Raw genomic sequence first — 26,585 nt, 5'->3', positions numbered from 1 at the left:
GAGGCACTATGTTTGATTACGAAAACCTACGCCTATTTACTTGGGCGATCGTTGGTGTGCTGTTGATTGGTTTCACCATCACTGACGGATTCGATATGGGGGTAGCCGCGCTGCTCCCTGTTATGGGGAAAAAGAACCTAGAACGCCGCGTAATGCTTAACGCTATCGCGCCGCACTGGGACGGCAACCAAGTTTGGCTGATCACCGCAGGCGGTGCCATCTTTGCGATATGGCCCTTGGTATACGCCGCAGCGTTCTCCGGATTCTATATTGCCATGCTGTTAGTGCTCGCATCCCTTTGGTTGCGTCCTATCGGTATGGATTACCGAGCTAAAATCGATAATCCGCAATGGCGCAACGCATGTGATATCGCCTTGTTCATCAGCGGTGTGATTCCACCGATTATCTTTGGGGTTGGTTTCGGTAACTTGTTGGTCGGCGTACCGTTCGAGTTAAACAACTTGCTGATGCTCGATTATCAAGGTGGGTTCTTTGACTTGCTCACTCCATTCCCAATTCTGTGTGGCTTAGTGAGTTTGACCATGGTGGTGACACAAGGTGCTGCTTTCCTTCAAATGAAAACTAAACATGAGCTACGCAGTCGAGCACAAAACATCACATTGTGGGGTGCGGGGGCAACCATGTTGCTGTTTATGTTTGGCGGTTTGTTCGCGGCATCGCAATCGGGTTACATCATCATAGGCGCAATGCTTAAAGATGGCATTTCAAACCCACTCAACAAACAAGTGGTGAGCATTGCGGGTGATTTATTGCATAACTTCAGCGAAATGCCACAACTTTGGTTGATTCCATTCACTGCGGTAACGAGCTTACTCGTGTGCTTTTGGGCAACGGTCTCTCGCCGCGCTGGGGTGGCGTTTACTATGTCGAGTATTGCGATCGCTTGCATCATCTTAACCGCAGGCGTCACGTTATTCCCGATGATCATGCCATCAAGCATCAACCCATCGCACAGCTTAACGTTATGGGATGCCACATCGAGTGAAAAAACGCTCGGCATTATCTCTATCGTTGCCATCATCGTTGTACCTGTGATTCTGGGCTACACCGCATGGTGTTACTACAAAATGTTCGGACGTTTGGATAACAACTACATCCGCAGCAACAGCTCATCGCTCTATTAAGGAGGCATGTATGTGGTACATGTGTTGGGTACTTGGCGTGTTACTCGCCTGCGCCTTTGGTGTCATCAATGGTTTATGGCTAGAGAACACAGGACGCTTCGAAGAAGAAGAGTTCTAGGTTCTCACTTCAGAATGGAACATTCTCAATAACAAACGCCCTCAGTCACGAGGGCGTTTGTTCATCTCAATGAGTTTACTCTGCCGACAATCGATAGCGGCGCACTTCGTATTGATCTTGTTCTGAATAAAACGTATTGAGGAACTCGCCACCCGCTTTTTCGATCACGCGTCTTGATGCGATATTGTTCACGTCACAAGTGACGATTGCGCTGCCTTCAAGAACCTCAGCTTTCACCCAGTTCAACATAAATGTGGCGATGCCTTTGCCTTGAGCATCTGGCGCGGTTTCGTAACCAATGTGCCCAATCACATTTTCAAGGTAGTCGTTATTACCGTTACGAACTCGAATCGAACCAAGTATCATCCCCTCCTTGATACAAAAGTAAGTCGAAGACGGCGTCCACCCCTCCGGCAAGCCTTCGCCTTTCGCGTATCCAATTCGTTTTTTCAGCAGCGCTTCGCTGTCGCTTTGGGCGGCGACGTACATTTCCATTCCCGCCTGAGCACACTTTTCAACATACTATTCAAACGCTTCTAAATGGCTGAGATTGGCTTTAGCTATTTCCATATCATTCCACTTATTCAGGCTTATTTCATATGCGCCTTAAATGACATAAAAAAATAAAGCTCAAAAGAAAAACATTACTTTTGAGCTTTACTAGAGTATCGATGCTCTTACATTTTTAAACTGTGTGCTTAGATTTCGCCAGATTTAATTTTCTGCTGAGCGTCACTAATAGTTTGCTCACCAAATAGAATTTGAATCATCGATTCAATACGCTTTGTATCGTCACCAAATTTGTCTAAATTACCATTGTTGGACGCTTTAAATTCAACGTGGCCGACTTTCTGATCATTCTTGTAAGCGTTAATTTTTGCATCAGCGATAAACGTTCTCAAATCCCAACTCCAACGTGAAACATAAGTTAACGTCAGTTCGTCTGTCTTAGGCGCTGTACCGTCACTTACCACAGTACATTTACGTGCTGTGTCTAAGCACCATTCTTGCAAAGAATCCATGAACACTTCCCTTGTCGCATCATCTTTTACGATAGTGATTTCTTTGCTTTGATTCGACTGTGCAATAGGCTCAGCAGTGAATTTAGGAGCAGAACAACCTGCTAATACAACCGGAAGAGCCAGAACGAGTGCTTTTTTAAACATATTTTTTCTCTGTTTTTAAATGACAACCAATGACGCCAAATGAATAATCAGCATCGAATATTGGATTCTGGCAGCTTTAATTCAACACCTCAATAATCCTTCTCACAAAATCAACAGGATAAATAATTCATAACTCATTTATCTTCCTTGCACTTGGTGTTTAGTTTCTCACCAGACATTCATTTTGAAATACAACAAGAAACAGCCGATAAAGATCAAGCCACACCATGAAAAAAAGGTTATCGCCTTCCGTTCAGTCGTTGCTTCCTCAGGATCTGGGTACAAAATGCCGTAAAGGCAGGCGATGGGGATCAGCTCGTAGGTTTTGCCAATGTATTGATGCCCCATGTCGAGAAATGGTGGAACGTACAAATACACCACAGCGTAAGTAATAAAATAAAGTATGCCGAGGATCCGGTTCAAGCCAATGACTTGCCCTTCTCGATAAAACCAAATTAACGCCGCTACCCCTGCAAGTATTGCGATGAGTAAAAACATCCGTTCTTCTACCCTTCTTTTTAATTTTCTTCCACACTATTGAGACCACTCAATTAATCAATCAGTTATGCAACTAAACACGATACAGCTCAAATAGAAAAAGGCACCAATCGGTGCCTTTGTGACGCTCTAACGCGTTTACTAATATGTCACTTTAAGCGCCTCGCGAGCTTTTAAGTTCCGCACAGCATGCTTAGGCGCTTCTGCCAAGACGTATAAACTTCTCAAACTAGTGCACTTACAGCTCGTGCTCAGTACGTGCGATGATGTCGTCTTGCGCATCTGGTGATAGCGCGGTGAAGAAGGCCGAGTAGCCTGCAACTCGCACAACAAGATCACGATATTGTTCTGGGTTCTTCTTCGCAGCTAACAAGGTCTCGCGAGAGACGATGTTGTACTGCACGTGCCAACCTTTGTGGTGGTTGAAGAAGGTACGAATCAGCATAGAGAGCTTGAGCTTATCCCCTTCAGACTCAACCGCTGCCGGGCTTAACTTCTGGTTAAGCAGCACGCCACCAAGGATCTTGTTCGCTTGGATCTTACCAACCGAGTTGTACACAGCTGTTGGGCCTAAACGGTCTGAGCCAGATGACGGGCTTGCACCTTCTGCCAATGGCGTTTTCGCTTTACGACCATCTGGCGTTGCCATGGTTGAAGCGCCGAATGGGACGTTTGCCGAGATACTTGATGTACCTGCGTAATAACCGCCGCCAATTGGACCACGCCCATGACGCGTATTAACGAACTGCTCTAGCTCATCAATGTACACTTGGTACGCGTCTGCCAGTAGTTGGTCTACTGCGTCATCATCGTTACCGTATTTTGGTGCAAAGTTGATAAGACGTTGGCGAAGCTGTTCGTTCTCCATGCCGTCGAAATCTTCTGCTAATGCTTTTGCCAGCTCTGGTTGGGTGATTTGCGCATCATCGAAAACAAGATGTTTAATTGCTGCTAGGCTGTTACCCAAGTTTGCGATACCGACTTGCAAGCCAGATACCCAATCGTATTTCGCGCCGCCTTCTTTCACGGTTTTACCGCGAGCCAAACAGTCATCCACCAGTGTTGAACAGAAGATGTCTTGTGCTTGCTGTTCAAGCACGCTGTCGACGACTGTATCAATCTCAATCGATTTACGAGTGTAGTAGCGGATTTGCTCTGCCCAAGAAGCCGTCACTTGCTCAAAGTTCTCAAAGTTGCCTTTTGCTAATGACTTATCGTGTGGCAAGAAAGCTTTACCCGTTGTTGCATCCACACCTTCGTTCAATGAAGCGAGCAGGATACGAGCGAAGTTAATGAAGCTCATGCCCGTACAACGGTAACCCCATTTGCCCGGAACTGCGGTCTCGATACAGCCGATAGATGCGTAGTTGTAAGCGTCTTCTTTCTCTACACCGAGCTTGATGAATTCAGGAATAACAATCTCATCGTTGTTGAACGCTGGCATGCCGAAGCCGCATTTAATCACTTCGATACAACCCATTAAGAACTCTTGGTTCAAACCTTCGTGGTAACGCACACTCAAGTTAGGTTGCGTCGAACGCAACTGACCACAAGACTCCAGAATCGCCCAAGAAAGTGGATTCACTGCGTCTTCAGGCTCACCCTTTTCATTCAACTTCTGACCGCCGATACACACGTTTTGATACAACGGAGAACCTGCGGAGGCTTTTGAGTGCGCGCCAGAGCGAATCTTGTTTACTTCAAGCAGCTTCAACCAGCAGCTTTGTAAAAGCTCTAGTGCAAAGTCTTTTTCAATCGCGCTGTTTTCGATATCGCGAACATAAAACTCGTTGAGGAATTGGTCCATACGACCGAAAGAAACCGAGTGACCATTCGATTCGATTTGTAGCATCAACTGAACAAAGTAGCTCAATTGCAGTGCTTGCCAGAAGTTTTCTGGTGCGTGGCTTGCTACATGACGACAGTTTGCAGCAATGCTTTCTAATTCAGCTTTGCGTAGGGGGCGCGTCTCTTCTAGCGCCATTTTTGCCGCCAATTCAGCGTAGTTCACCATGTGATCTTGAATCGCAAGCAGTACTATTTCGACCGATTTGTAGAACTGCTCTTTCTGCAAGCCTTCAAAGGTCGAAACATCATTGTTAGCGCGGTGCTGACGAACATCCTCTAGCAAACCGTTCATGCCTAGCTTCAAGATTTTCTCGTTATCTACCGCAAGGTGCGCATCTCCCGAAGTCATGTTGCCTTCAGCTTTAATGATGGTGCTGGCTAAGATTTCTTGTTGCTCATCAGTGAACAAGCCATAACAACGGTCTTGAACGGTTTTACCGCGCCAGTACGGTGTGATGCTGTGGATGCTTTGCTTATCTTCTTCAGTGACCGCAAAGCCTGCACCAGGACGGTCGGCTAGCTCATCAATTTCCGCTTCAATCCAACGTACAGTGTATTCTGGGAAAATAGGCGCAGCGCGCACTTTGCTCGCTTGGTTACCGACAATCAACTCATCGTGTTTAATCCAAATCGTACGAGTGCGTAAGTGCTCTTGCAGTGCTAGCGCACGTTGGACAATCACAGGTTTGTCTTCGTTTGCTTGATAAGCACGAGTGTATGCCTCTGCACGCTCGGTACAGACAGGTGGCGTTACGATATTTACCAGTGCCAATTTGTGCGCTTTGATACGCTCAGGAAGGTAATTCAGGTCCATAGTTAACCTCTTACAATCACGTTAAGTTGGGTGTTTTCGCTTGCGTATTGCATGGCGCTTTCTAGCAGTTCTGGTTTGTTTAATGGCTTGTCAGAACACTCGTAAGGCATATCGAGCAAACGGTATTTATTGATGCCGAGCGTGTGGTACGGCAGCAAGTGAAGTTCTTGGCAGCTTTCTAGTGAAGCCGCAAAATCGATGATGTCTTTCAACTCTTCGATGGTGTCATTGAACCCCGGCACAACGGGAACGCGAATCACAATGCGTTTCGCGATAGGTGCCAGTTTTCGGAAATTGTCTTTGATGCGTTTTAGTGAACCTTTCGCCCAGCTAAGAAACTTTTCTTCGTCGGTATGTTTTAAATCCGCCAACCAGCAATCAATATGCGGCGCGGCTTTTTCGACGTTCTTCCACGGCACATGCATGCACGATTCAATAGCGGTAGAGACTTGGTTGTCATGCAGACGCTGTGCGAGTTCTGCTACCAAATCCGCTTGCATGAGTGGCTCACCACCGGAGAAGGTCACACCACCTTGGCTTTGGTCGTAGAAAGGTTTGTCTTTCATTAAGGTGTCGAACAGCATGTCTGATTTCGCCTCTTCACCGCAAACGGTCAGTGCTTGCGTAGGACAGACGTTTCGCAGCGCGATCAGTTGGTCTTCTTTGATGGCTTTGCGATTGATGATGATTTGGTTGTCGATGCGTCGAATACCATCACCCACCGTTTCACTATCCGTTGTAGATTGAGTTGTGGCTTGATAAGCAGAAACGCACAGTTGGCAACCTTCCATGCAGCTTCGCTGATCAAACAGCAGTGAATGCTTTTCGCTGCGGCTTTCTGGGTTTTGACACCAAGGGCAAGACAAGCTGCATCCTTTAAGAAAAAGAATGGAACGAATGCCATCGCCATCATGGGTAGAGAATCGTTGGATATTGAAATACATCTCTGCTTGCCTCTTGGTCTGTGCTACCGCTGTGTACCTAATTCGTTTCTTTTGCTCGTTGAGTCTTATGAACAGCTTTTGTGTTTTCTAACTGAAAGCTTCATTTGAGCCTTTACAAGTTTCACTCAACTTTCATTTAATGAAATTATTATAGTTTCAAATGAAATTTCAATTGATCAAAATCAAGATCTCGTTCGATTGTCAGATCTATAGTGATCCCATCATCAAAACGAAGATTTTGTTTAAGGTAGAAACCATGATTGAACTTTATTTAGATACTGCTGATGTGGCAGAAGTAAAACGCTTTAACCAATGCCTACCGCTAAAAGGCGTGACGACAAACCCAAGCATTTTGGCGAAGTCAAAACAGGGACTGAATGAAACCCTAGAAGGCATGCAAGAAGCACTTGGCGGTACACCTCGCTTTCACGCTCAAGTCGTGAGTTCAACCGTCGAAGGTATGGTGGCAGAAGCGCGCCAACTGAATGAATTGCCTTACGACATGGTGGTAAAAGTGCCAGCAACAGAAACCGGCTTAGCAGCAATTAAGCTAATGAAAAAAGAGGGAATTCAGGTTCTTGCTACCGCTATCTATTCAGCTCAACAGGGTTTCCTTGCGGCACTGTGCGGTGCAGACTACCTAGCACCTTACGTAAACCGCATTGATGCGATGAACGGCAACGGTGTTGAAGTGGTTGCGGATCTTCAATTGTTGCTCGATCAAAACCAACTACCAGCGAAGATTTTGGCAGCGAGTTTCAAGAATACTCAACAAGCGATGGAGGTGATGAAACTGGGCATCGAAGCCATTACATTGCCAACTGATGTGGCGGCACAAATGTTCGCACATCCAGCAGTAAAACCGGCGGTTGAGCAGTTCGATAAAGACTGGAAAGAGACGTTCGGCGAGAAACTTTCATTTGAAAGCTAATTAAAAGTAGCAGCTAGACTTCTTAGTTAACAATAAAGGGAATCTTAACTCACCCTGTGCGCCGGTGAGTTTGAGATTCCCTTTTGTATTTCATATAAAGAGGTGATGTTTACAGCAGTTCTCTGTTGGTCAGTGACCAAAGGTACACGCGCTTGAGTAAACTGATTTTGAACCTCTTACGAATACCTCGTTTGGAATGGCGGAGTCGGTTTGGTATCGCAATGGCTTTCATCTCGGCTTTCATTTCTTTTCTATCCAACAACACAGTAGACCTCCGATGCAATAAGCCAGCAGATCTTTCCAATCAAATGTGGCGCCCAAAATCACAGCCAGAGGCGATGAAGATTCGATACCAAGCCAAACTACAACCTGTAACAGTTGCCCTAACTCAACAGCAAACGCAATCAACACCACCAATGAAACCAGCCAGTTAACGGGCATGGAAAACAAGCTTGCAAGAGAGTAGTAGAGCCAAACCACAACGAGAACATCACCAAATGTCGGACGAATAAAGCTGTCTCGAACATAGAGCGCAATAACGACCAATGCGATAAAATACACCAAGCTTTTCAGTCCATTTTTTGCAGATAATCGCAGGTGGATAGCGGACGTTTCTTCCACCATATTGCTTGGCTGCCCAGTGAGAATTGCTCGTTTAAACATCTTCATAATTCGCCTTTGCGCTTTCTTCCGCTTTCTTATTTCGTGCGTACCAGTCGATGTTGCGTGTAATGACCATAGTGAAGCTCAAAATCGCGAAACACAGCAATGTCCCCATGACCAATGCGTAGCTTTCTGCTTGTAGCAAGCCAAACAGTAATCCGTAGAGAGTGAGCAAACACGCTCCGAATATCGCGCCGTGCTTGGTGTCGCTCAACATACCGCTCACGTACACACTTAAAAGCCCCGTCGATGCGACTGCTGACACCACATACGCCCAGTTAAAGCCGAGGTGTTCACTCATCGAAATCAGCAATAGATAGAAAAGTGCTAAAGCCAGACCAATAAAGCCGTATTGCACTGGGTGAACCGGACGCGCTTGGAACAGTTCCAGTAAGAAGAAACTCGCAAATACTAATGTAATAACCAGCAGTGAATAGTTCACAGCTCGGTGGGACTTCAAATAATGGTCCACGGGGTCAATCAAATCTACGCCCATTTGTCGCTGTTCAAGCTCGTGACAAGCGTGATTCGATGATAAACAGCTTTGGAACAGCTGCGCGATGTTGGTAGAGAAGTTGTTGCTCGCCCACTGTGCTTTAAATCCATCTTCAGAGACCTCTGATGACACCGGTAAGTAATCACCGATAAAGCTTGGATGCGCCCAAGTTGAAGAGAGTTCAACCGTTGTTTGACTGCCGATTGGTGTGACTTGAAGCTGCCCCATCCCTTGTAGCAAGAAGTTAAGATCGAAAGCCAAAAGTTGTTCTGCGTTTAGGTCTGCGAGTGTCAGAACACTGTGGAAGCCTTGTGGTAACTGATCTAACCCTGTTCCCGGTGCGACCTCGATATCTGCACCCGCCATGGTCATGTCATCCAAGCGAATCAATCCACGGCTGTCTTCAATGCCAACGACTAGGCTCATGCTGTCAATATCAAGCCCCTGCAACGCCGCGAGATCGTCTGCATCAAAAGTGCCTTTCAGTGCCACTTGTGCTTTGTATAAACGCGCACGGTAAATGCCTCGGTACTTTTCAAAACTGTCCAGATTCGCGCTCATATCAAAAGTGCTAGGTAAAAGAAATTTACGACGCTCTTTAATCTGTACTTTGTCATCTCGGTAACTGGTTTCGGTGTAGTTAACCATGATGAATGGACCAATGATGCGCTGTTCGCCGCTGCTGCTGCGTGCGATGTCGTTTCTAACTTCATCTTGGCGATATGAGCGTTCTGAGATCAGCCCTGTGACCATTGAAAGCGGGATTTGCAGTAAGACAAACAAAAACAGCACGAAGGCGAACTTCGTGCCGAGTTGGTTATTGAGGATCTTTTTCATGTTTCATTCTCCATTTGCTGATGGGAGTAATCTAAATCAGCAATTTGGAGAACGAATGGAGCTAATGTGGAGTTTCTATGGAGTTGGTAAAACCAGCGTCACTTTCACGCCAGAATCGACGTTTTCGACTTGCAACTTACCCTTGTGCAGCTTGATCACTTGCTCAACAAAATTCAGCCCGAGCCCAGTGCTCTTAACACCATTTTCCCGAGCGAGGGAGTAGAAGCGCTCGGTTAAACGAGGCATTGCATAGTCGGGAATGTGAGGACCTGAATTGAAAATCGACAAGCACACTTTCTCTTTCGCGACCTCAGTTTTCCATTCAATGCATCCCTCCGAATCAACAAAATCCAGCGCATTGTCCATCAAGTTAAAAACGGCTTGTTTCAGTAAGAAGGCATCACCAAGCACGGAGAGATGGTCATCAATTTGGATTTTGGCAGTGACCGACTTAGCACTCAAACGAGCATCCGCCGATTCAACCACTTCATTGACCATTTGTTTTAGCGAGATAGCTTCGACTTGTTCTAGTTCAGGGCGCTTTTCAAGACGAGCAAGTTCTAGCAACTTATCAATCAATGACTGCATGCGGTCGCTCTCTCGCTCAATGTTGCCAGCAAAGCGCGTGACCTTTTCTTCAGGCAACGGCATTTGCAATATTTCACTCGCGCCTTTAATCGCTGATAACGGGCTTTTCAGCTCATGAGTCAGCGTCTGTACGTACTCTTCCACATACTGCTTACCATCGAGCTGATTGCGCATTTTCTCTAATGCATCACTTAGCGTGCCGTACTCATAAAAGATACGAAATGTCGGCTTAGAGACCTTTTCACCTTCACCCATTTTGGTCGCATAGTCTTCCAGCTTGTTCAGTGCCGAGTGAATTCGCCAAGCAAACAATGCCCCTGCCAATAGCACTAAACCACTCATCCACACCATCCAAAACAACACATTGCGTTTAGAAAGATCGATGAAGGGTTGTACTGAGCGATTGGATTTGGCTACCGTCACGCTGCCAATGATTTCACCTTTGTGGTAAATGGGCGCAGCCACGTGCATAACGGTTGAGAGCGGATCTTTCGGGTCTTCGATGGTACTGCGCGCGCCGTATTGACCACGCAACGTGAGATAAACATCGTTCCATTGCGAGTAGTCTTTGCCTACGTCTTGCTGCCAAGAATCCGCAATCACAATCCCTTGTTTATCGGTGATGTAAATTCGATGGTTAATCGCTTTTTTGCCGATTTCCCAAATGCGCGCTTGAGGTTCTCGCTGCCCATAAGCCGCTAGTAGTTTGGAGAAACGACTCGCAGACAACTTTCCGTTCGCAACATCTTCTTCTGCCAATACCGCAAGCAAGTTCGCCATATCCACCAGCGTCTCTTCGGTAGTTTGACGTACGGTTGGCTTAAGTTCTTGGACGACAGTTTTGCTCACCATGTAAGCCGTCATTCCGACTAAGATGAAGTAGAGAAAAAACAGTCTGAGTCCAAGCGGGATCTTCGGCCAGCGATTCATCATTCACCTTTAATGCAGTAGAAGTAACCAAAGCCACGCTTGGTACAGATGCGTTCAGACATCTCAAACGGCTTCAACTTATGGCGAATGGCTTTAATGTGGGTATCGATATTACGCTCATATGCGGCCTCTGGCGCCATGTCTGCAGCGACCATGAGCTGCTCTCGGCTCAATACATTGGAAGAGACGGAAATTAGTTTATCGAGAATCTTAAATTCGACCGCGGTTAACCCAAGCATTTGCCCGCCAACACCGTAGTCGAAGTTTTGCGCAACCAAGTCATGGCTCAATTGAGGTTGTTCTGGAACAGCCACAGGCTCCGGTTTGTGCTCCTTCATTGGCGCTTTAGCTTTGATTCGAAGTTTAATGCGCGCCAGCATTTCGCGCGGGCTAAAAGGCTTAGTCACGTAATCATCCGCACCAATCTCCAAACCCACTACTCGGTCAATTTCATCGCTTCTTGCGGTGAGAAAGATAATGGGAATATCAGAAAACTCACGGATGGTTTTGCACAATTCAAAACCATTGCCATCCGGTAAGCCTACGTCTAACACAAGTAACGCTGCGGAGTTGCGTTGCAAAAAGGCCAAGCCCTCTCCTGCCGTTGCAAACCACTCTGCGTGGTAGCCATCCATCTCTAATACATGAATCAGGTTCTCTGCGATGGCAGATTCATCCTCAATAATGACGACGGTTGATTGGTCGCTCAATGTTCTAACCTCACTGACGATACTTGTTTAGATGCACATCTTGTTCACTTACTTTGGCGCAAAGGCTATCGAATTGATACCACAAAGGCAAAATCCGTGAATAATATTAATCAAACACCCTCTCATTCAACGTGGTGAACTTATCACTCACGCTGATGAGTCACTACAATTGTGAATACAATGATTTCAACCATTGATATGAACAGTGTTCATTTCACACTCGAGTTATCAATTCGATTTTGTTTAAAGGACAGTAACTGATGAAAAGAGCGCTAATCCCCCTAGCTTTACTCACTTTGCTCTCTGGTTGCGCCAGCATGTCTCCGGATGAGTGCAAGACGGCGAACTGGTACAAGGTAGGTTATCAAGATGGCCGAGACGGCAACGATCCAAACGTTATCAATAGCTATACCGAAGACTGTGGTGAAGCGGGTGTGACACCAGACCGAGCGAAATGGAAAGAAGGTTTTGATAAAAGCACTATCCAATATTGCTCACCCGACAATGGTTACACTGTCGGTATCGAAGGCAAAGAATATTACGGCGTGTGCAGCAGCAAAGAGTTCATTGAAAACTACCAGTTAGGTCATCAAGAATATCAACGCCAACAACGCATCCAAGAGATCGATACTGAAATCTCGGTCATCGACAATCAACTTGATGGCAATCCAGACAAAGACAATGCCAAGCGTCTGAAAGAAAAGAGAAAGCGATTGGCTGACGAGCGTTCAGACCTCTTGTCGCCAACCATCAACTTGAATCTGAATTTCTAAATCGATTGGATTTAGCTTCTAAAAATTCATGGCCCTAGCTCAGTTCTAGGGTCATGAATTGACTGTTCGGATCGAGTTCATAATCCCCAAACGGCTCGCAGTACACAAAGCCATGCTTTTCATACAACAGGCGCGCAGGTTTAAAAAATTCCATCGAGCCCGTTTCTAAACTCAAGCGCTGCAAGCCTTTTTGCTTCACTTGCTCAATCACATGAATCAATAATTGAGACGCCACTCCTTGGTTTCTTGCCGCTGGCGTAGTGCGCATAGATTTCAGCTCCGCGTGTTGGCCATCCAACTCTTTAATCGCAGCACACCCAAGCAGTTGTTCACCCTTCCATCCGGTCCAAAATGTCACTTCCGGTGCTTTGAGCTTATCTAAATCTAACGCATGCACGCTCTCTGGTGGTGACGTGGCGTACATGTCTTGCAAATGTTCTTCTAGCAATGCAATGACTGCTGTTCTTTCTAAATTGTCGACTTCTATCTTCACGACTCTTCCTTGATAACCAATGGCCTTTCTGGAATTTATGTGAAAACAGCCACATAAACAACTGTCTTCAACATCAAAGATATCAAGAGTCATCGTAATCAAAAATCTGTGTCTACACTCTTAAAGTCATTTCCCCACCTAACTGATCATTGAGGACATACTATGGATTTCTTGATTGAGGATATTCTGGCGCGCGAAATTTTGGATTCACGCGGAAATCCGACTGTGGAAGTCGAAGTCACACTCGGCTGTGGCATTGCAGCAAGAGCATCGGTGCCCTCGGGTGCCAGTACAGGTTCACGAGAAGCGGTTGAACTGCGAGATGGTGACGACACCCGCTTTGGTGGCAAAGGTGTACTCAATGCCGTTCAACTGATCAACACCGAAGTGCTTGAAGCCATTGTTGGTTTGGACTCGCGCGATCAAGCATTAATTGACCGCATTATGATCGAGTTAGATGGCACCGAAAACAAATCCCGTCTCGGCGCGAATGGCATTCTTGGTGTCTCCCTTGCTGTTGCTCGCGCAGCTGCACTAACCGCTGACATACCTTTGTATCAGTATCTCGGTGGTGTTGGCGCTAACCTATTGCCTGTGCCTTGTATGAACATCCTCAACGGCGGTGTGCATGCTCGCTGGCAAGGTCCGGATTTTCAGGAATACATGATTGCGCCATACGGTGCTGAAAACTTCAGACAAGCGGTACAATGGGGTAGCGAGGTGTATCATGCATTGCGCCAAGTTCTATTGGAGTCCAATCACTCGGTTGGCGTCGGTGATGAAGGTGGCTTTGCGCCAGCTGTGAAGTCCAACCGCGAGCCGTTAGAGTTGATTGTCAAAGGCATTGAGAGAGCTGGATTAAAACCTGGTGTCGATGTCGGTATCTGTATGGATCCAGCCTCTAGTGAGTTCTATGAGAATGGTAAATACAAGTTGCGCTCAGAGAACCGTGAACTGACCTCTGCAGAGATGATTGAATACTACGAGAAGTTGGTAGAAGACTTCCCTGTGGTTCTTCTCGAAGATGGACTTGCTGAAGACGACTGGGATAACTGGCCGCTATTGAATGAGAAGCTTGGCGGTAAGATCGAAATCGTCGGCGATGATCTTCTGGTTACCAACACCAAATACATCCAAAAAGCGATCGACATGAATGCTGCTAACTCAGCATTGATCAAACTGAATCAGATTGGCTCGCTAACCGAGACCATTGAAGCGATTCAAATGTGTCACCACGCTGCATGGGGCGCGTTTGTTTCTCACCGTTCGGGTGAAACCACAGACAGCTTTATTGCCGATATGACTGTTGCACTTCGCACAGGTCACCTTAAAACAGGTGCACCGTGTCGCGGTGAACGTGTCGAAAAATACAATCAGCTAATGCGCATTGAAGACGAGTTAGGCTCAATGGCGGTGTTCGCTGGTCGCAAAGCCTTTGTTCGTTAATTCATCAATACATCTAAAAGAAAGCCGCCCAGTGCAGAACTGGGCGGCTTTTGGGTTTTTAGCACAATGACTACAAGGCTTGTCGCATGATGTGCTGAGGCCCAAACGGACCACCATGATACAGCTCATTGATATCTTCAAAACCTGCTTTCAAATAGCACTGATAAGCCGGTACATTGCGGCAATTAACCGTCAAATAGAGAAAATCAAAGCTCGGAAAATGCAATTTCGCATAATCAGCAAATTGGCTGATGGCTCGCTTGGCAATGCCTTTGCCTTGATGACGATGATCCAACAATAACCAACGCACGCCTAAGCTCTTTTCCGGACAGAAGTCGTAATTCTCACTGTATCCGGCATCGAAGACAAAAAAGCCAACCACTTGATCATCCAACAAGATCAAATGCGCTAGCTCTGTCGGTTTAAGACTTCCCAATAACTCTGGAATGTTCGCGACTGTGTATTGGACTTGATCCTCTAAGACTTGCAACTCAAGGGTTTGCTCATGACGGCATGGCGTGTACTTTTCAATGGTAATCATAATCATCCTTGCTGTTTTTATACCCATTTCATACAGGGTATGTCGTAAATGGAAAAACCTGCTGTCGTATTTCCCACTCGCAGGCAAACGTTTAGCACACTATTATCCTCATCAACTGTTAGTGAGGTTGTCATGTTTCGTTTTCTGCTTTGTAGTTTCTCTCTTGTTTTACTCTATCCTACCGCCATTGATCTTTATCTTGTAGGGTTGCCTCAAATTGCCGCGGATTTAAGCGCCAGTGAGTCACAATTACACATCGCCTTTTCTATTTACCTTGCAGGTATGGCAACCACCATGCTGTTTGCAGGAAAAATCGCCGACTCCGTTGGTCGCAAACCGGTGGCGATGGTAGGTGCAGCCATTTTTATTGCAGCATCATTACTTGGCGGAATGGCAGAACAATCCAATACGTTTTTAATCGCACGTTTTGCCCAAGGTATTGGGGCTGGATCTTGCTATGTGGTTGCTTTTGCTATTCTGCGCGACACATTAGATGACAAACGCCGCGCTAAGGTGCTGTCGATGCTTAACGGCATTACCTGCATTATTCCTGTCATCGCCCCTGTTGTTGGCCATCTCATTATGCTCAAATTCCCATGGCCAAGCCTATTCACCACAATGGCAGGCATGGGTGTGGTGGTTTGTTTGCTTTCGACCTTGGTGCTGAAAGAATCAAAGCCTAGTGCATTGCCACAACAAAACACCGCTTCAGCTTCTACCCAAGAAACGTTCGCGGAGCGCTTTTTCATCAGCCGACTCATCATTACGGCCATCGGCGTGACCACCATTCTTACCTACGTGAATGTCTCTCCAATGCTGGTGATGGGCGAACTTGGTTTTGACCGTGGTGGCTATTCTTCTGTCATGGCAGGCACAGCATTAGTCAGTATGATCACTTCTTTCTCTGCGCCATTGGCATTGTCTTACTTTAAGCAACGTACTCTGATGCTGACTTCGCAAACCTTGCTTGTCTGTGCCGCGATGGTGATTGGTTTTACGCATCTAAACCAATGGGGAATCCCATTTTACTTATTCGGATTTGGGCTGATTTGCGCTGGCTTCTCGATTGGCTTTGGCGTGGCCATGAGTCAAGCGCTCAGCCCTTTCTCTCTGCGTGCTGGTGTAGCAAGCTCCCTGTTGGGCATCGCTCAAGTGTGTTGCTCTGCCCTCTACATCTGGTTTATGGGGTTTATCGGCGTTAATGCGCTGAATATGTTGGTGTTTGTGTTAGCTATAGGTGGCGCAATCAGCTTGGCTCTAATACTATTTATTCCTAAGCCTGCTCATGAAAGCCACTATGAAGAAATCACTAGCCCGTCTTGATCTCAACCTGCTGTTCACTCTGCAATTGCTGCTGCAAGAGCAGAGTGTTTCCAAAGCATCGAAGAAATTGAACGTCACGCCGTCAACGGTAAGTAAATCGCTTAATAAGCTTCGTGACTGGTTTGATGATCCTCTGTTTGTGAAAACACCAAAGGGATTAGCACCCACTCCATTAGCGCAAAGCATGGAGCAAGATCTGGCGGAATGGCTACAAATTGGCAGTCAAATTGCGGAGAAACGCAGCGATATAGCCCCCAAAGGCGTGCGCTTTGATTTGACCATTGAATCCCCGTTAGTGCTGACGATTCTTGATGATCTTCTTGTTGCAATCCACCAACGCTACCCAGATGCGAAAGTCAAAACCAGTAACTGGGATTACGATTCACTTGACGCGATTGTGCGTGGAGAGGCAGACATCGGCTTCACCGGCAGAGAGAGTCATCCCCGCTCAAAAGAGTCACTCGACCTGCTTCCCTACTTTCTTGATTTCGAAGTGCTGTTCTCAGATTTACCTATGGTGTACCTGCACAAGGATCACCCCGCTTTGGAGCAGGAATGGAACCTTGAGACCTTTTTGAGTTACCAACACATCAATATTGTTTGGGAAAAGAGTGAGACGTGGGCACTGGATGAAGTATTGAGTGAACTTGGCTTACAGCGCTCCATTGGCTTAACCATGTCGAGCTTCGAACAGTCTCTATTTATGGCCGCGCAACCACACCACAATATGCTGACCACAGCACCGCAATACTGTGAGAGTTATACCAAGAAGCTGCATCCAGATTTGGTGTGCTTACCCATTCCTTTGGAGCAACCACAACAAGAAAAATTGCTGATCCCGTTCACCATGATTTGGCATAAACGTAATGCGTACAATCCCAAACTGGTGTGGTTACGAAATACCATTAAGTCACTTTATGGTTGTTCCAGTGACATCGATTAATGGCAAAAGGGGCGATGTTCTCGCCCCTTTTTCTTCTAATGGTGTGATTAGCTAAAAAACTCGATGATCTGCTCGACTGCTTGATCAACATATTCGTCTTCATCATACAGCCCAATGTGATTTGCACCTTCAATTCGAATCAGCTGTTTAGGCTGCGAAGCCGCATCAAACATTTGCTCGCTTTCGTATGCGGAATCCGCTTCTGTACCGACAATCATCAGTAGTGGTGTCGGCGTCAAGTTTGCAGCAATATCCAAAGCTGAAAAGTTAGCCAACGTTTCATAAGACCAAGGCAAAAACTTGCTCTCGTATAAGCCTTTTGCTCCGCGCTCTGTCATGTAGTACTGGTAGAACTCTCGGAACAGACGTGGCATTTCCTCACTGTCTTCAGTTGGTGCATGAGGCAGAAAATCAATCTGCCCAGTAGCCAGATAACGTTCTCTCGCTTCATTACCTTTAAGCAGTAAATCTAACAAACCCTCTCGACCAATGACGTTGTGATAAAAGCCTCGGTGGTCAAAGTAAGCACTCACGGTCGCAAGTGATTTTACGCGTCGATCTGTCGCAACGGCATGAGCTAAATACCCACCGCCAGAACAAACACCTAACCCATAGATTTGCTCACTGTTTACGTATGCTAAGGAACGTAAATATGTCACCCCGTTGCGGCAATCTTCCGCTTTATTGTATGGGTTCTCATGAAATCTTGGCGCACCTTCACTCGCGCCAAAACTGGCATGGTCAAACGTTAATACCACAAATCCCTTGGCAGCAATGTTCTCGGCGTAGATTCTTACCGTCTGCTCTTTTACTCCCGCCTGCGGCGCAGCAATCAAAACCGCTGGTAAAGGATTTTCGACTTTGGATGGACGATGAATTTCCGCTGCAAGTCGGTTGCCATTGCTGAAAAATGAAGCCTCATATCTTGTTACTGTCACTCGATTCACTCTCTATGTTTAACGGTTTTTAGACGATAAAGACGAGCATTCACAAACATTTGCACTCTGCTCCTCTCTTTTAAACAAGTATAAGGAGCGCTATTATTCGGATATATAAGGCCATTACGAAAACACTGTTAGGTTTATATGAACAATCTATCTTGGCGCGGTATTCGAGCGTTTATTTATGTAGCGGAATGTGGAAGCTTCACCTCCGCAGCCGAAACGATGGGCGCATCAAAGGCAAACGTAAGTCAGCTCGTGAGTGAATTAGAGTCCTCGCTAGGTGTTCAGTTACTCTATAGAACCACACGTCAGCTCCGCCTTACTGAGATTGGCGATGGTTACTTTCGTAAATGTAAAGAAGCGATGCTCCAACTGGATTCCGCCGCAGAATGGGCACAGCAAGCCACCAGCGAAATTAAGGGTCGGATTCACATGAATTCTGTTGGAGGTCCGATTGGTGAAGAGCTTATTGCACCATTGGTGATGAGTTTTCAAGCCGCCTACCCGAACGTTGAAGTAGAGCTCGACTTCTCAAAACATCGCGTCGATCTGATTGAAGATAGCTACGACTTGGTGCTACGTGTCGGCGAGATGCCAGACTCCACTCTCATCGCGCGCCGACTCACCACACTCCGCACACACTATGTCGCAAGCCCAGATTTTCTTGAACGGCACCCGAAGATCCTCGCCCCAGAAGATCTTAAAGCCTTGCCTTTGATTCATGGCAGTGTTGAGCATTGGATCATGAAGAATCATAAAGAACAGCGCATTATCAACGTAGTGCAAGGTATTAAAGCGGCTACTGGCAGAACCATGCGCCACGCGGCGATTTCTGGGCTAGGGGTAACGCGACTAACCGATGTGTACTGCCATGCTGATTTAACATCAGGGAGACTTATCGAAGTGCTCCCTGAATGGTCAGAAAAAACCTTACTTTCGCTCGTCTGTCCGCCAGTCAAATATCAACTGCCAAGAATCAAAATGCTTATGGACTGGATAAGTGACCGATTTGAAGAGCACTATAAACAGTTCAAGATTGAGGGTGAGCATTCCAGCTAAGCTCGGTTTCAATCACTCCGCGCTCACAACCTTTTTCTCAGCAAGTGCCATAGCGATATTGGCTTTGCTGTATGCACTCTCATTGATGAAGTGCGGATAGATATCTTGTTTACCTTCCCAGAAGATATCGTAACCAAAGAAAGTCGCGAGTAATGGCTCTCCCGGCTTTACCACTTCGAAATCACGCCCGCAGATCATTGGGTGTACCGTCGCAACGCGCATACCATCTTGGCCGAGAGGAATCATGACCTCTTCGGTGTAAAAATAAGCGTCATAGTCACTCAGTTCGCCAACTTGTCCAAGGTTATGCACTTCAACGTAGTCCAGAACCATGGTTAACATTTTCTTCATCAGCTCCAAGGTTTCATATTTCAACGAACCATGAGCTTGAGCACCAACTTCAATCATCACACCATACTTCCCTGTGGTGCACAAATAAGGTTGGTCGTCCCACTCTTTTCTGTCTTCAAACAGGATATTCGCTTCTGGCATTCGCTGCTTCACATACGCCCCCATCTTTCGATAAAACGCGTTGTTCGACACCAAGATCAGGGTTGCGCCCATATTACTAGTAGTGTTGTGCAGATCGACGATCAATTGATTCTCTTGGCGAGCATGTACTTGCGTGAATTGCTGCGCGACTTCGGTTTCTTGCTGAGTCGCAGGCGATGATTGATTCGCCAAGGCAAATTCACGATTGAGATCCGTCTCAACATAACGAACGTTTTGCTTAACCGCTTCAGGGTTGCCAAGTACACACTGAGTATTGAACGTCGAACGGTCGGCAACATAAAGACGGTCTTTGATGAGCTTTTGAAGGTAAATACCAGAAAGCTCATTGCCATGCGTACCTGCCACGAGCAGAACACTATTGAGTTTGTCCATAAAAGTGATATTCCAAAAATTAAGTAAAAGTTAGCTTTGATTGACAGTGGGCGACGCTATTTTAACGAAACGCCATCGCTCCTTTCCCTACGCCTTCATAAGCGATGACTTGTAACGACTGCCCTTTAGCCAATGAAGGGGCAATGTCATTGGCAATAAATACAGCCAGTAGCTCTACCGTCGTATCCGTATCTAATACTTCAGTTTCGCTATGTGCGATAGCAAGTTGGAAGTCACCTTGTGAAGTGGTATACCGGAACCCAAAATGCGTGTCGCAGTTGATAAGGCTTGCATGTTCACTCAGCTCCAGATGACCAATCTCGACTAGGTCTTCGATGGACGCGAGGTAGATGTCTTGCCAACGCTGTGCAAAAGCGTGTTCACGAGCGGTATCACGTTCACCATCAGTCAAGATTTCAATCGGTGAACGATGCCCGTGTGCAATGCGTTGGCAGTTGCCGTCGTGTTTTTTTAAACCATGGGTATAGTGGTAATACGCACCATTAATCTGTTCATGGCGTAAGGTAACGTCGATTGAAGCCACGTTGCTTGGCAAATGACCGATCAACACCTTGTGAATATGCTCAGTCACACTTTCAATCGAGATAGCTTCGGTTTCAATAAAGCAGAATGCTTCATCGGGGCAGTTCAAATGAATACTTTTTTCACCGCGAATGAGATCAACTTGGGAATAACCCGCTTTCACATGCGCAGAATGCACTGCTGAGTTCTTTGACGGTACAAGCAGTCGATGGTCTACGTGTTCATCAACCAATTGTTTAATTTGCTTTTTCACTTTAGAGAAATCCAGCACCATGCTCATCTCGTTGAGATCACCATGCATTACGACATCAAGAATCCAACTCTCTCCGACCATTCCTCGTGTTGCGCACAAGTAAGAAGCATCAATAACAGTGAGGTCCTTAACAAATAAATTCAAACTGAATTCCTCATTCATCTAGTTTAGGGATTTAAAATTATTGTTATATTATAACAATTGCAATTTCTACTCAATTTAACCTAACGTTGTCTGTTCTCATTCCAGCTTGAGCGATGTTTTCCGCTATAACTAATCACTTTATCAACTAGTCCGTACTTGATATTTGGCGCTACACTGCCAGCTCTTACGATAAATAAGGATAAGGAATGTCGACATTTTTACTGACTGCGATTGCCATGATGGCATTTGCTGCCAATTCACTGCTCTGTCGTTTGGCATTGGCAGAAGGATTGATTGATGCTGGCAATTTTACCCTTATCCGCTTGCTCTCAGGCACAGTCATATTAGTTTTCATTCTTCTCATTCGTGGAAACTGGCATAGCCAACGACCGACAACCAAGTTCAGCGTACTCGCAGGGTTAGCACTCTTTGGTTACGCCACACTCTTCTCTTTTGCCTATATAAAACTAGCAGCAGGCACGGGGGCTTTGTTACTTTTTGGTGCCGTCCAGCTCACATTGCTCGCGCTGTATTGGTGGCAAGGACAACAATTTAGAACGCTCGAGTTGATCGGTATTGCGGTATCTTTGATTGGCTTTACATGGTTGATGCTGCCATCTGCGACTCGTCCTGATATTTGGTCAGCAATATTAATGGTCGCTTCTGGTATTTGTTGGGCAGGTTTTACCGCACTTGGTAAACAAGCACCGACACCAAGTAGTGGCATTACGTGGGGGTTTATCACCGCTTCTTTGTTCGGTCTTATGCTCTCTCCTCTCTTATCAGCTCCCGCTCACTTTACAATACAAGGCATATTGTTGGCTGTTGCATCGGGTGCCATTGCTTCCGGTTTCGGCTACGTGCTCTGGTATCAAGTAATGCAAAAGCTGTCATTGTTACAAGCTGCAGTCAGCCAACTCTCGGTTCCTGCTATCGCCTTGCTGCTTGGCTCGCTGTTACTCGGTGAAACATTGACATTCCACTCAGTCATGACCAGCCTAATCATCCTCAGCGGTATTGCGTTAGTATTTTTATCTCGCGCTCAAAAACCTAATATCGATCTCAAAAAATAGCACTGCTCTCGGCAAGCCAATAAAAAATAAAAACTTTCCTATCTACTTAGCTATCATCATCTATGCTTTTCTATAGGCAGTCAGTCTCACAAATTTGGACGTGAACACTGCCGATAACGCACTGGCTCTATGTATTGATTGAAAACTTGGCTTGGTAATTCCTGCAAATCTGTATCACTAATGAGATTTTCTAGTTAAACGTTTTCTTTCTCATTTCCCTCTCACGCCAGCAGCAGTAAGGCGTAAGGAACGATTGTGGCGTCTAACCCTAATTTGGTTTTGACAAAGGATTTACAAACCGCCTCTTTTCACTCGCTATATTCCGCCTCCGCATTTTATTCAGAACGAAATTCTGAATATTGACCGAGTAAATTCATTTACTTACAACTATAAGCCTGAGCAAACTTTGACACTATGAACGATAAAATCAAATTCGCCACAAAAGTCGCGCTTAGCCTAACTCTGGCTTATCTGATCCCATTTGCGATGGGTTGGCCGCAAGCTTCAACCGCAGCAACGACTGTCATGCTGATTGCTTCTACAGGCAGCCGTCGCGAATCATTAGCAAAAGGGACACTACGTGTACTTGGTACACTAGTCGGTGCCGTCATTGGCTTATTGTTGGTAGGCATGTTCGCGCAAGATCGCTTAATGTACATGTTTAGTGTTTCAGTGGTTGTGTCTTTTATCTTCTACTTCCGCAATGCCTACCAAAAAGACCCGACGTTATTAGCTCTAACCGGCGTAATGGTTTTGATGATGTCTAATGGCGGAGATGCCGAGGGCGCATTCATGTACGGTGTTGATCGTGCCCACATGACTATTTTTGGTGTCGTCATTTATACCTTGGTTGGTACTTTTTTGTGGCCGACCAAAACAGAACAGAATTTGCGCCAGATGATCGAGCAGCTTAACCAAGCTCAGCAAACTTTGTTCGCAGCGATCTTGCAAAATTTCGAAGAAAAGACAACGCCACACCACGTTAACGCCTCTTCCTCTGAACAAAAAGAAGGGGATGAAGATGAAGAACCGACTCCCACGATTGATGAGTTATTAGATAAGGTTTTCACTGCTCAGAATGCGCTAGAACAGCGCTTCGCCATGGTCAGTGTTGAATGCAGTGATGTCTCGGCTTACATGAAAGAATGGCAACTCGCGGTTCACTTCAATAAACAAATCACTCAAGAACTCAGTGTCGCGGCACACAGCCACTTTAGCCATCAGCAAGACCGTGATTGCATCAACAACTTTGAGCAAGTGGTTAAAGAGATCCAGACCCTATTTCAAACCTGCCAAGAAATGTGGGAGCACGAAGGTCCAGCTTATCGTGCGCAAGAACTCAGCATTGATTATAACCAAGAAGCACTATCGAATGCCTCCCACCTAACCAAAGGCTCCGCTCTTACTCTTGGTCACTTGCTAAAGTTAATGCATCAAAGCTTATCTCGCCTATCAGAAAGCATCAGCTGTATTGATTCCGTCACGAACAATGTGTCTTTCAAGCAAGAGCTGCCGAAACAAAAAAGTAAGTTCCTTTGGTGGGATGCTGAGAACTTTAAAACAGCAGTGAAAACCTTTACGACTTATTGGGTAGCAGGGTTGATTTGGATTTACTTCAATCCTCCTGGTGGTTACTCATTCGTTACCTTCTCGACCATCTTTATGTCATTGCTGTCATTCGTACCCGTTCACCCATTTATGCTGCTGATTTTGTTTACGTTTGGCTTCCTATTTGCGGTGCCTTCGTACGTCTTCATCTTGCCGGGATTAGAGCTCGGCGGTGAACTCGGCTTGTTCATCTTCATCTACACCTTTATCGGCTTCTACTTGTTTAAAGGGCCGGTGACCATCTTCTACATGATTGGTTTGTTTGTCCTCGGTCTCGACAACAACATGACCTATCACTTCGGGATTCTAATGACAATCATGACCCTGTTCTACATGGTGGTGTTTATGATCATTTTTGCTCATTACTTTCCATTCAGCTCTCGCCCTGAGCATTTGTTCCTGACTTTGAAAGAGCGGTATTTCCGACACGTTGGCGACCTGTTTAGCAGTTATCATCAGCCATCAAACTCCAGCTTCAAATCCGTCAAGCGCTCACTGCACTTGGTCACTCTGAATGTGTCTTCGAAAAAACTCAAAGTGTGGGGCTCAAAGGTCAACCACAAACTGTTTGAAAAAACGACACCAGAGGCGATCGGCGCATTCAGTAAATCCTGCGATGCGTTGAGTAACCACGTCAACATCCTGATTGCAGCGGAGCAAAAGTTATTAAGTAACCCACTTATCAAACAGTTACGCAGCAAGCATACCGATTCCATATTACCCCTGATGGCAGGCGCATTAGCAAGCCATCAGCCAACAACTGAACTCGATACTGTCTTCGAACAATACAGCCAAGATTACCAATCCTTTGAAAATAAACTGGAAGATTTCTTTAGTGAGTTGGATTTATCTGACTACGCTTATTCAGAGATTGCCGGTTTTTATATCTTGCTGAATTTAAAACGGAACGTGTTCGAAGCGATCAACCAATGCAAGCAAACCTATGAGGATATCGATTGGGTGAACTTACGTCAGAAGCGGTTTTAAAGGTGAGGATATGATGCTTCTAAAACTAACTAAACCAAGCCTCGCCATACTCTCTGTACTCGGATTAAGTGCGTGTACGACTTTGGGTCCGGATTATGTCCACCCAGAGCAAGCCGCCTTGCCAAGTGACTGGTCGGTAGAAAAAGCCGCCGCCACGCAAGACGCAGAGCAGTCAGAGCAAAAATTGCAGCAGTGGTGGCAGCAATTTAACGACCCGACCCTTAACCTGTTGGTTGAGATGGCCAGCCAACAAAACCTTGACCTTGAGGCAGCTGGCCTGCGTATCGTTCAAGCACGTTCACTACTGGGCATCTCGACTGGGTTGCAGTACCCGCAGGTACAAACCGTCTCCGGTAACTTAGCGCGAGCTTATGTGAACGACCAAGGTGTCAATAACGCCGCGTTGTCATTTGATGCGGGGTGGGAGATGGACATTTGGGGCAAATACGCACGTGGAATTGAGTCTGCCGAAGCAGGCTATTACGCGTCGATTGCGTCTTATCACGACATTATGGTCACCATCACAGCGGAAGTCGCTCGCAACTACATTAACTACCGTACTTTCCAAGAACGTATTCTGCTTTCTCGCCGAAATATCGAGATCCAAGAACGTGTGGTGAACATCACTCAAGTCCAATTTGATTCTGGCAACGTTACGGAACTCGACGTTCAACAAGCAAAAAACCAGCTCTTCAACACCAAAGCAGCGCAACCTTCGTTAGAAATCGCGATGAAGCAATCCCGAACCGCGTTAGCGTTGTTGCTTGGTGTCTTGCCAGAAGAGGTTGAAGGATTGTTGAAATCCGCGGGCTTTGCACAGCGAATGGCGGATTACGAGGCCCAATTTAAATCCTCAGGAAGAAAGCCAGCGCTCTCCGGTAATGATGAACGTTCAATCGTGCCTCGCCCTCCTCTGCTTGATAACCAAGTGGATGCGAACTTAGTGATGCGTCGTCCTGACTTGCAAGTATCTGAAATGCAAGCACGTGCGCAAAGTGCGCAAATCGGTGTTGCTGAAACGGCTCTCTATCCTAGCTTCTCCCTTTTTGGTTCTATCGGCATAGACAGCACAGTGCCAGATGGCAGCAGCTTTAGCTTCAGTGACTCGCTCACCATGGTGATAGGTCCGACATTCAGTTGGAACATATTCCAGTACGGCCGTGTGAAAAATAACATTCGATTTGAAGATGCGAAGTTCCAAGAAACGCTCACTAACTACAACAAGAAAGTTCTGCAAGCAGTCAATGAAGTGACCAATGCGCTGGAGGCTTATGATCTTTACTTGGAGCAAAAGTCATTGCGTCTGCAATCGGTGAACTCCTCTATTCGTGCATTCAATATCTCGATGACTCAGTATGAGAATGGCCAAATTTCGTTTGAACGTCTACTCAACTCAGTAGAGAAAATGACGCGTGCGGAAGACAGCTACGCCACCATCAAAGGCAATGTTGCTAACCAAGTTGTCGCCTTATACAAAGCGCTCGGTGGTGGCTGGGAGGCCCAGACGGGCAAACCTTTCTTGTCCGAAGGTGTAGCAAAGCAAATGCAAGAACGCAGCGATTGGGACGGCTACTTGGATGAAGAAGCACGTGTGCTGCCGCCTTATCGTATCGAGGACTCAGCCTCGAAAGATCAAGCAGAAAGCAATAACGCACCACAAGAAGGGGAGGCTCAATAATGCCACATGAACTCTCTTGGGGTGACGTGTACTTCTCACCACTGTTGCTAGTGCTGTTTTTATCGGTTACCGCCACTTGGATTACCGTGATCATTTTAAACAAAACACGTCTGTCTCGTTTTATTGCGTTTCCGTCCCTGACATTCCTTGCCATCATGGTGTTTTACGTGGTGGCCATCGACAGTTTTTATATACAGTTTTAGG

25 protein-coding genes and 1 pseudogene are annotated in these 26,585 nt (G+C 46.2%); 12 read left to right on the top strand and 14 right to left on the bottom strand.

Going from position 1 to position 26,585, the window contains the following annotated elements:
- The first annotated feature begins 8 nt into the window (after positions 1–8).
- Together cydB and cydX are read left to right on the top strand one after the other, a co-directional pair.
- Complete coding sequence (gene cydB, locus OQJ86_RS10145; protein ID WP_077262750.1) at positions 9–1,145, top strand: cytochrome d ubiquinol oxidase subunit II; 1,137 nt, start codon at positions 9–11, stop codon at positions 1,143–1,145.
- Positions 1,146–1,155: 10 nt separating this feature from the next.
- On the top strand, positions 1,156–1,263 hold the full coding sequence (gene cydX, locus OQJ86_RS10140; RefSeq protein ID WP_010453186.1) for a cytochrome bd-I oxidase subunit CydX: 108 nt from the start codon (positions 1,156–1,158) through the stop codon (positions 1,261–1,263).
- 75 nt (positions 1,264–1,338) lie between these two features.
- Here the strand turns inward: cydX and OQJ86_RS10135 are convergent.
- The 5 genes and pseudogenes from OQJ86_RS10135 to OQJ86_RS10115 form a co-directional block, all read right to left on the bottom strand.
- A pseudogene (locus OQJ86_RS10135) lies at positions 1,339–1,833 on the bottom strand (GNAT family N-acetyltransferase).
- A gap of 128 nt (positions 1,834–1,961) precedes the next feature.
- The gene (locus OQJ86_RS10130; protein ID WP_039977538.1) at positions 1,962–2,429 is read right to left on the bottom strand and encodes an Sbal_3080 family lipoprotein; all 468 of its coding nucleotides are present in this window, start codon (positions 2,427–2,429) and stop codon (positions 1,962–1,964) included.
- A 168-nt stretch (positions 2,430–2,597) separates the two neighbouring features.
- Complete coding sequence (locus OQJ86_RS10125) at positions 2,598–2,927, bottom strand: hypothetical protein (protein WP_265987639.1); 330 nt, start codon at positions 2,925–2,927, stop codon at positions 2,598–2,600.
- A gap of 238 nt (positions 2,928–3,165) precedes the next feature.
- Positions 3,166–5,589 carry a formate C-acetyltransferase/glycerol dehydratase family glycyl radical enzyme gene (locus tag OQJ86_RS10120; RefSeq protein ID WP_265987638.1) on the bottom strand — a complete coding sequence of 808 codons (2,424 nt, stop codon included), beginning with the start codon at positions 5,587–5,589 and terminating at the stop codon, positions 3,166–3,168.
- Positions 5,590–5,591: 2 nt separating this feature from the next.
- A complete protein-coding gene (locus OQJ86_RS10115; RefSeq protein WP_265987637.1) occupies positions 5,592–6,533 on the bottom strand; it encodes a glycyl-radical enzyme activating protein in 942 nt (313 codons plus the stop codon).
- A gap of 256 nt (positions 6,534–6,789) precedes the next feature.
- On the opposite strand from OQJ86_RS10115, the gene OQJ86_RS10110 reads away from it, so the two are divergent.
- Positions 6,790–7,464 (top strand): fructose-6-phosphate aldolase, encoded by a 675-nt coding sequence (locus OQJ86_RS10110; protein ID WP_265987636.1) that lies wholly within the window; start codon positions 6,790–6,792, stop codon positions 7,462–7,464.
- A gap of 240 nt (positions 7,465–7,704) precedes the next feature.
- On the opposite strand, the gene OQJ86_RS10105 is transcribed toward OQJ86_RS10110, so the two are convergent.
- The 4 genes from OQJ86_RS10105 to OQJ86_RS10090 all read right to left on the bottom strand — a co-directional run bounded on the left by OQJ86_RS10105 (position 7,705) and on the right by OQJ86_RS10090 (position 11,688).
- The gene (locus tag OQJ86_RS10105; RefSeq protein ID WP_265987635.1) at positions 7,705–8,133 is read right to left on the bottom strand and encodes a DUF2809 domain-containing protein; all 429 of its coding nucleotides are present in this window, start codon (positions 8,131–8,133) and stop codon (positions 7,705–7,707) included.
- Positions 8,120–9,460 carry a cell envelope integrity protein CreD gene (gene creD, locus OQJ86_RS10100; RefSeq protein WP_265987634.1) on the bottom strand — a complete coding sequence of 447 codons (1,341 nt, stop codon included), beginning with the start codon at positions 9,458–9,460 and terminating at the stop codon, positions 8,120–8,122. Before creD ends, OQJ86_RS10105 begins: the two co-directional genes overlap by 14 nt.
- A 75-nt stretch (positions 9,461–9,535) precedes the next feature.
- Positions 9,536–10,978 carry a two-component system sensor histidine kinase CreC gene (gene creC, locus OQJ86_RS10095; protein ID WP_265987633.1) on the bottom strand — a complete coding sequence of 481 codons (1,443 nt, stop codon included), beginning with the start codon at positions 10,976–10,978 and terminating at the stop codon, positions 9,536–9,538.
- Positions 10,978–11,688 carry a response regulator gene (locus OQJ86_RS10090; RefSeq protein ID WP_265987632.1) on the bottom strand — a complete coding sequence of 237 codons (711 nt, stop codon included), beginning with the start codon at positions 11,686–11,688 and terminating at the stop codon, positions 10,978–10,980. Before OQJ86_RS10090 ends, creC begins: the two co-directional genes overlap by 1 nt.
- A gap of 260 nt (positions 11,689–11,948) precedes the next feature.
- On the opposite strand from OQJ86_RS10090, the gene OQJ86_RS10085 reads away from it, so the two are divergent.
- On the top strand, positions 11,949–12,461 hold the full coding sequence (locus tag OQJ86_RS10085; protein WP_265987631.1) for a DUF2799 domain-containing protein: 513 nt from the start codon (positions 11,949–11,951) through the stop codon (positions 12,459–12,461).
- 34 nt (positions 12,462–12,495) lie between these two features.
- Here OQJ86_RS10085 and OQJ86_RS10080 read toward each other — a convergent pair whose 3' ends face one another.
- Complete coding sequence (locus tag OQJ86_RS10080) at positions 12,496–12,954, bottom strand: GNAT family N-acetyltransferase (RefSeq protein ID WP_265987630.1); 459 nt, start codon at positions 12,952–12,954, stop codon at positions 12,496–12,498.
- Positions 12,955–13,116: 162 nt separating this feature from the next.
- Here OQJ86_RS10080 and eno point away from each other — a divergent pair, with 162 nt between their 5' ends.
- Positions 13,117–14,400 (top strand): phosphopyruvate hydratase, encoded by a 1,284-nt coding sequence (gene eno, locus OQJ86_RS10075; protein ID WP_038869064.1) that lies wholly within the window; start codon positions 13,117–13,119, stop codon positions 14,398–14,400.
- A 70-nt stretch (positions 14,401–14,470) separates the two neighbouring features.
- Here the strand turns inward: eno and OQJ86_RS10070 are convergent, their stop codons facing one another.
- Complete coding sequence (locus tag OQJ86_RS10070; RefSeq protein WP_265987629.1) at positions 14,471–14,941, bottom strand: GNAT family N-acetyltransferase; 471 nt, start codon at positions 14,939–14,941, stop codon at positions 14,471–14,473.
- 132 nt (positions 14,942–15,073) lie between these two features.
- Between OQJ86_RS10070 and OQJ86_RS10065 the strand changes: the two genes are divergently transcribed.
- Positions 15,074–16,264 carry an MFS transporter gene (locus OQJ86_RS10065; RefSeq protein WP_265987628.1) on the top strand — a complete coding sequence of 397 codons (1,191 nt, stop codon included), beginning with the start codon at positions 15,074–15,076 and terminating at the stop codon, positions 16,262–16,264.
- Complete coding sequence (yidZ, locus tag OQJ86_RS10060; protein ID WP_038869058.1) at positions 16,239–17,207, top strand: HTH-type transcriptional regulator YidZ; 969 nt, start codon at positions 16,239–16,241, stop codon at positions 17,205–17,207. Before OQJ86_RS10065 ends, yidZ begins: the two co-directional genes overlap by 26 nt.
- A 47-nt stretch (positions 17,208–17,254) precedes the next feature.
- Here yidZ and OQJ86_RS10055 read toward each other — a convergent pair whose 3' ends face one another.
- Entirely contained in the window at positions 17,255–18,145 is an 891-nt protein-coding gene (locus tag OQJ86_RS10055) for an alpha/beta hydrolase (protein WP_265987627.1), read from the bottom strand.
- Between the two features lie 147 nt (positions 18,146–18,292).
- Here OQJ86_RS10055 and OQJ86_RS10050 point away from each other — a divergent pair, with 147 nt between their 5' ends.
- A complete protein-coding gene (locus tag OQJ86_RS10050) occupies positions 18,293–19,210 on the top strand; it encodes a LysR family transcriptional regulator (protein ID WP_265987626.1) in 918 nt (305 codons plus the stop codon).
- Positions 19,211–19,222: 12 nt separating this feature from the next.
- On the opposite strand, the gene OQJ86_RS10045 is transcribed toward OQJ86_RS10050, so the two are convergent.
- Together OQJ86_RS10045 and OQJ86_RS10040 are read right to left on the bottom strand one after the other, a co-directional pair.
- The gene (locus OQJ86_RS10045) at positions 19,223–20,095 is read right to left on the bottom strand and encodes an aspartoacylase (protein WP_042601952.1); all 873 of its coding nucleotides are present in this window, start codon (positions 20,093–20,095) and stop codon (positions 19,223–19,225) included.
- A gap of 61 nt (positions 20,096–20,156) precedes the next feature.
- Positions 20,157–21,035: a 6-carboxytetrahydropterin synthase gene (locus tag OQJ86_RS10040; protein ID WP_042604742.1), complete on the bottom strand. Its 879-nt coding sequence runs from the start codon at positions 21,033–21,035 to the stop codon at positions 20,157–20,159.
- A 206-nt stretch (positions 21,036–21,241) separates the two neighbouring features.
- Here OQJ86_RS10040 and OQJ86_RS10035 point away from each other — a divergent pair, with 206 nt between their 5' ends.
- The 4 genes from OQJ86_RS10035 to OQJ86_RS10020 all read left to right on the top strand — a co-directional run bounded on the left by OQJ86_RS10035 (position 21,242) and on the right by OQJ86_RS10020 (position 26,584).
- Complete coding sequence (locus OQJ86_RS10035) at positions 21,242–22,108, top strand: DMT family transporter (RefSeq protein ID WP_095760517.1); 867 nt, start codon at positions 21,242–21,244, stop codon at positions 22,106–22,108.
- 414 nt (positions 22,109–22,522) lie between these two features.
- Positions 22,523–24,703 carry an FUSC family protein gene (locus tag OQJ86_RS10030; protein WP_265987622.1) on the top strand — a complete coding sequence of 727 codons (2,181 nt, stop codon included), beginning with the start codon at positions 22,523–22,525 and terminating at the stop codon, positions 24,701–24,703.
- 10 nt (positions 24,704–24,713) lie between these two features.
- Positions 24,714–26,381: a TolC family protein gene (locus OQJ86_RS10025; protein WP_265987621.1), complete on the top strand. Its 1,668-nt coding sequence runs from the start codon at positions 24,714–24,716 to the stop codon at positions 26,379–26,381.
- Positions 26,381–26,584: a DUF1656 domain-containing protein gene (locus OQJ86_RS10020; RefSeq protein ID WP_019821560.1), complete on the top strand. Its 204-nt coding sequence runs from the start codon at positions 26,381–26,383 to the stop codon at positions 26,582–26,584. Before OQJ86_RS10025 ends, OQJ86_RS10020 begins: the two co-directional genes overlap by 1 nt.
- Position 26,585: the final 1 nt, after the last annotated feature.

Source organism: Vibrio sp. Sgm 5, from assembly GCF_026241575.1.
In the GTDB taxonomy this organism is placed as follows: domain Bacteria; phylum Pseudomonadota; class Gammaproteobacteria; order Enterobacterales; family Vibrionaceae; genus Vibrio; species Vibrio jasicida.
Note: the sequence above shows the minus strand (reverse complement) of the source record. Positions and strands in the feature narration are given on the sequence as shown.

Excerpts from the sequence above, each read along its gene's own strand:
- cydB (WP_077262750.1), top strand. The coding sequence starts at position 9 with ATGTTTGATTACGAAAACCTACGCCTATTTACTTGGGCGATCGTTGGT.
- cydX (WP_010453186.1), top strand. The coding sequence starts at position 1,156 with ATGTGGTACATGTGTTGGGTACTTGGCGTGTTACTCGCCTGCGCCTTT.
- OQJ86_RS10130 (WP_039977538.1), bottom strand. The coding sequence starts at position 2,429 with ATGTTTAAAAAAGCACTCGTTCTGGCTCTTCCGGTTGTATTAGCAGGT.
- OQJ86_RS10125 (WP_265987639.1), bottom strand. The coding sequence starts at position 2,927 with ATGTTTTTACTCATCGCAATACTTGCAGGGGTAGCGGCGTTAATTTGG.
- OQJ86_RS10120 (WP_265987638.1), bottom strand. The coding sequence starts at position 5,589 with ATGGACCTGAATTACCTTCCTGAGCGTATCAAAGCGCACAAATTGGCA.
- OQJ86_RS10115 (WP_265987637.1), bottom strand. The coding sequence starts at position 6,533 with ATGTATTTCAATATCCAACGATTCTCTACCCATGATGGCGATGGCATT.
- OQJ86_RS10110 (WP_265987636.1), top strand. The coding sequence starts at position 6,790 with ATGATTGAACTTTATTTAGATACTGCTGATGTGGCAGAAGTAAAACGC.
- OQJ86_RS10105 (WP_265987635.1), bottom strand. The coding sequence starts at position 8,133 with ATGAAGATGTTTAAACGAGCAATTCTCACTGGGCAGCCAAGCAATATG.
- creD (WP_265987634.1), bottom strand. The coding sequence starts at position 9,460 with ATGAAAAAGATCCTCAATAACCAACTCGGCACGAAGTTCGCCTTCGTG.
- creC (WP_265987633.1), bottom strand. The coding sequence starts at position 10,978 with ATGAATCGCTGGCCGAAGATCCCGCTTGGACTCAGACTGTTTTTTCTC.
- OQJ86_RS10085 (WP_265987631.1), top strand. The coding sequence starts at position 11,949 with ATGAAAAGAGCGCTAATCCCCCTAGCTTTACTCACTTTGCTCTCTGGT.
- eno (WP_038869064.1), top strand. The coding sequence starts at position 13,117 with ATGGATTTCTTGATTGAGGATATTCTGGCGCGCGAAATTTTGGATTCA.
- OQJ86_RS10070 (WP_265987629.1), bottom strand. The coding sequence starts at position 14,941 with ATGATTACCATTGAAAAGTACACGCCATGCCGTCATGAGCAAACCCTT.
- OQJ86_RS10065 (WP_265987628.1), top strand. The coding sequence starts at position 15,074 with ATGTTTCGTTTTCTGCTTTGTAGTTTCTCTCTTGTTTTACTCTATCCT.
- yidZ (WP_038869058.1), top strand. The coding sequence starts at position 16,239 with ATGAAGAAATCACTAGCCCGTCTTGATCTCAACCTGCTGTTCACTCTG.
- OQJ86_RS10050 (WP_265987626.1), top strand. The coding sequence starts at position 18,293 with ATGAACAATCTATCTTGGCGCGGTATTCGAGCGTTTATTTATGTAGCG.
- OQJ86_RS10045 (WP_042601952.1), bottom strand. The coding sequence starts at position 20,095 with ATGGACAAACTCAATAGTGTTCTGCTCGTGGCAGGTACGCATGGCAAT.
- OQJ86_RS10035 (WP_095760517.1), top strand. The coding sequence starts at position 21,242 with ATGTCGACATTTTTACTGACTGCGATTGCCATGATGGCATTTGCTGCC.
- OQJ86_RS10030 (WP_265987622.1), top strand. The coding sequence starts at position 22,523 with ATGAACGATAAAATCAAATTCGCCACAAAAGTCGCGCTTAGCCTAACT.
- OQJ86_RS10025 (WP_265987621.1), top strand. The coding sequence starts at position 24,714 with ATGATGCTTCTAAAACTAACTAAACCAAGCCTCGCCATACTCTCTGTA.
- OQJ86_RS10020 (WP_019821560.1), top strand. The coding sequence starts at position 26,381 with ATGCCACATGAACTCTCTTGGGGTGACGTGTACTTCTCACCACTGTTG.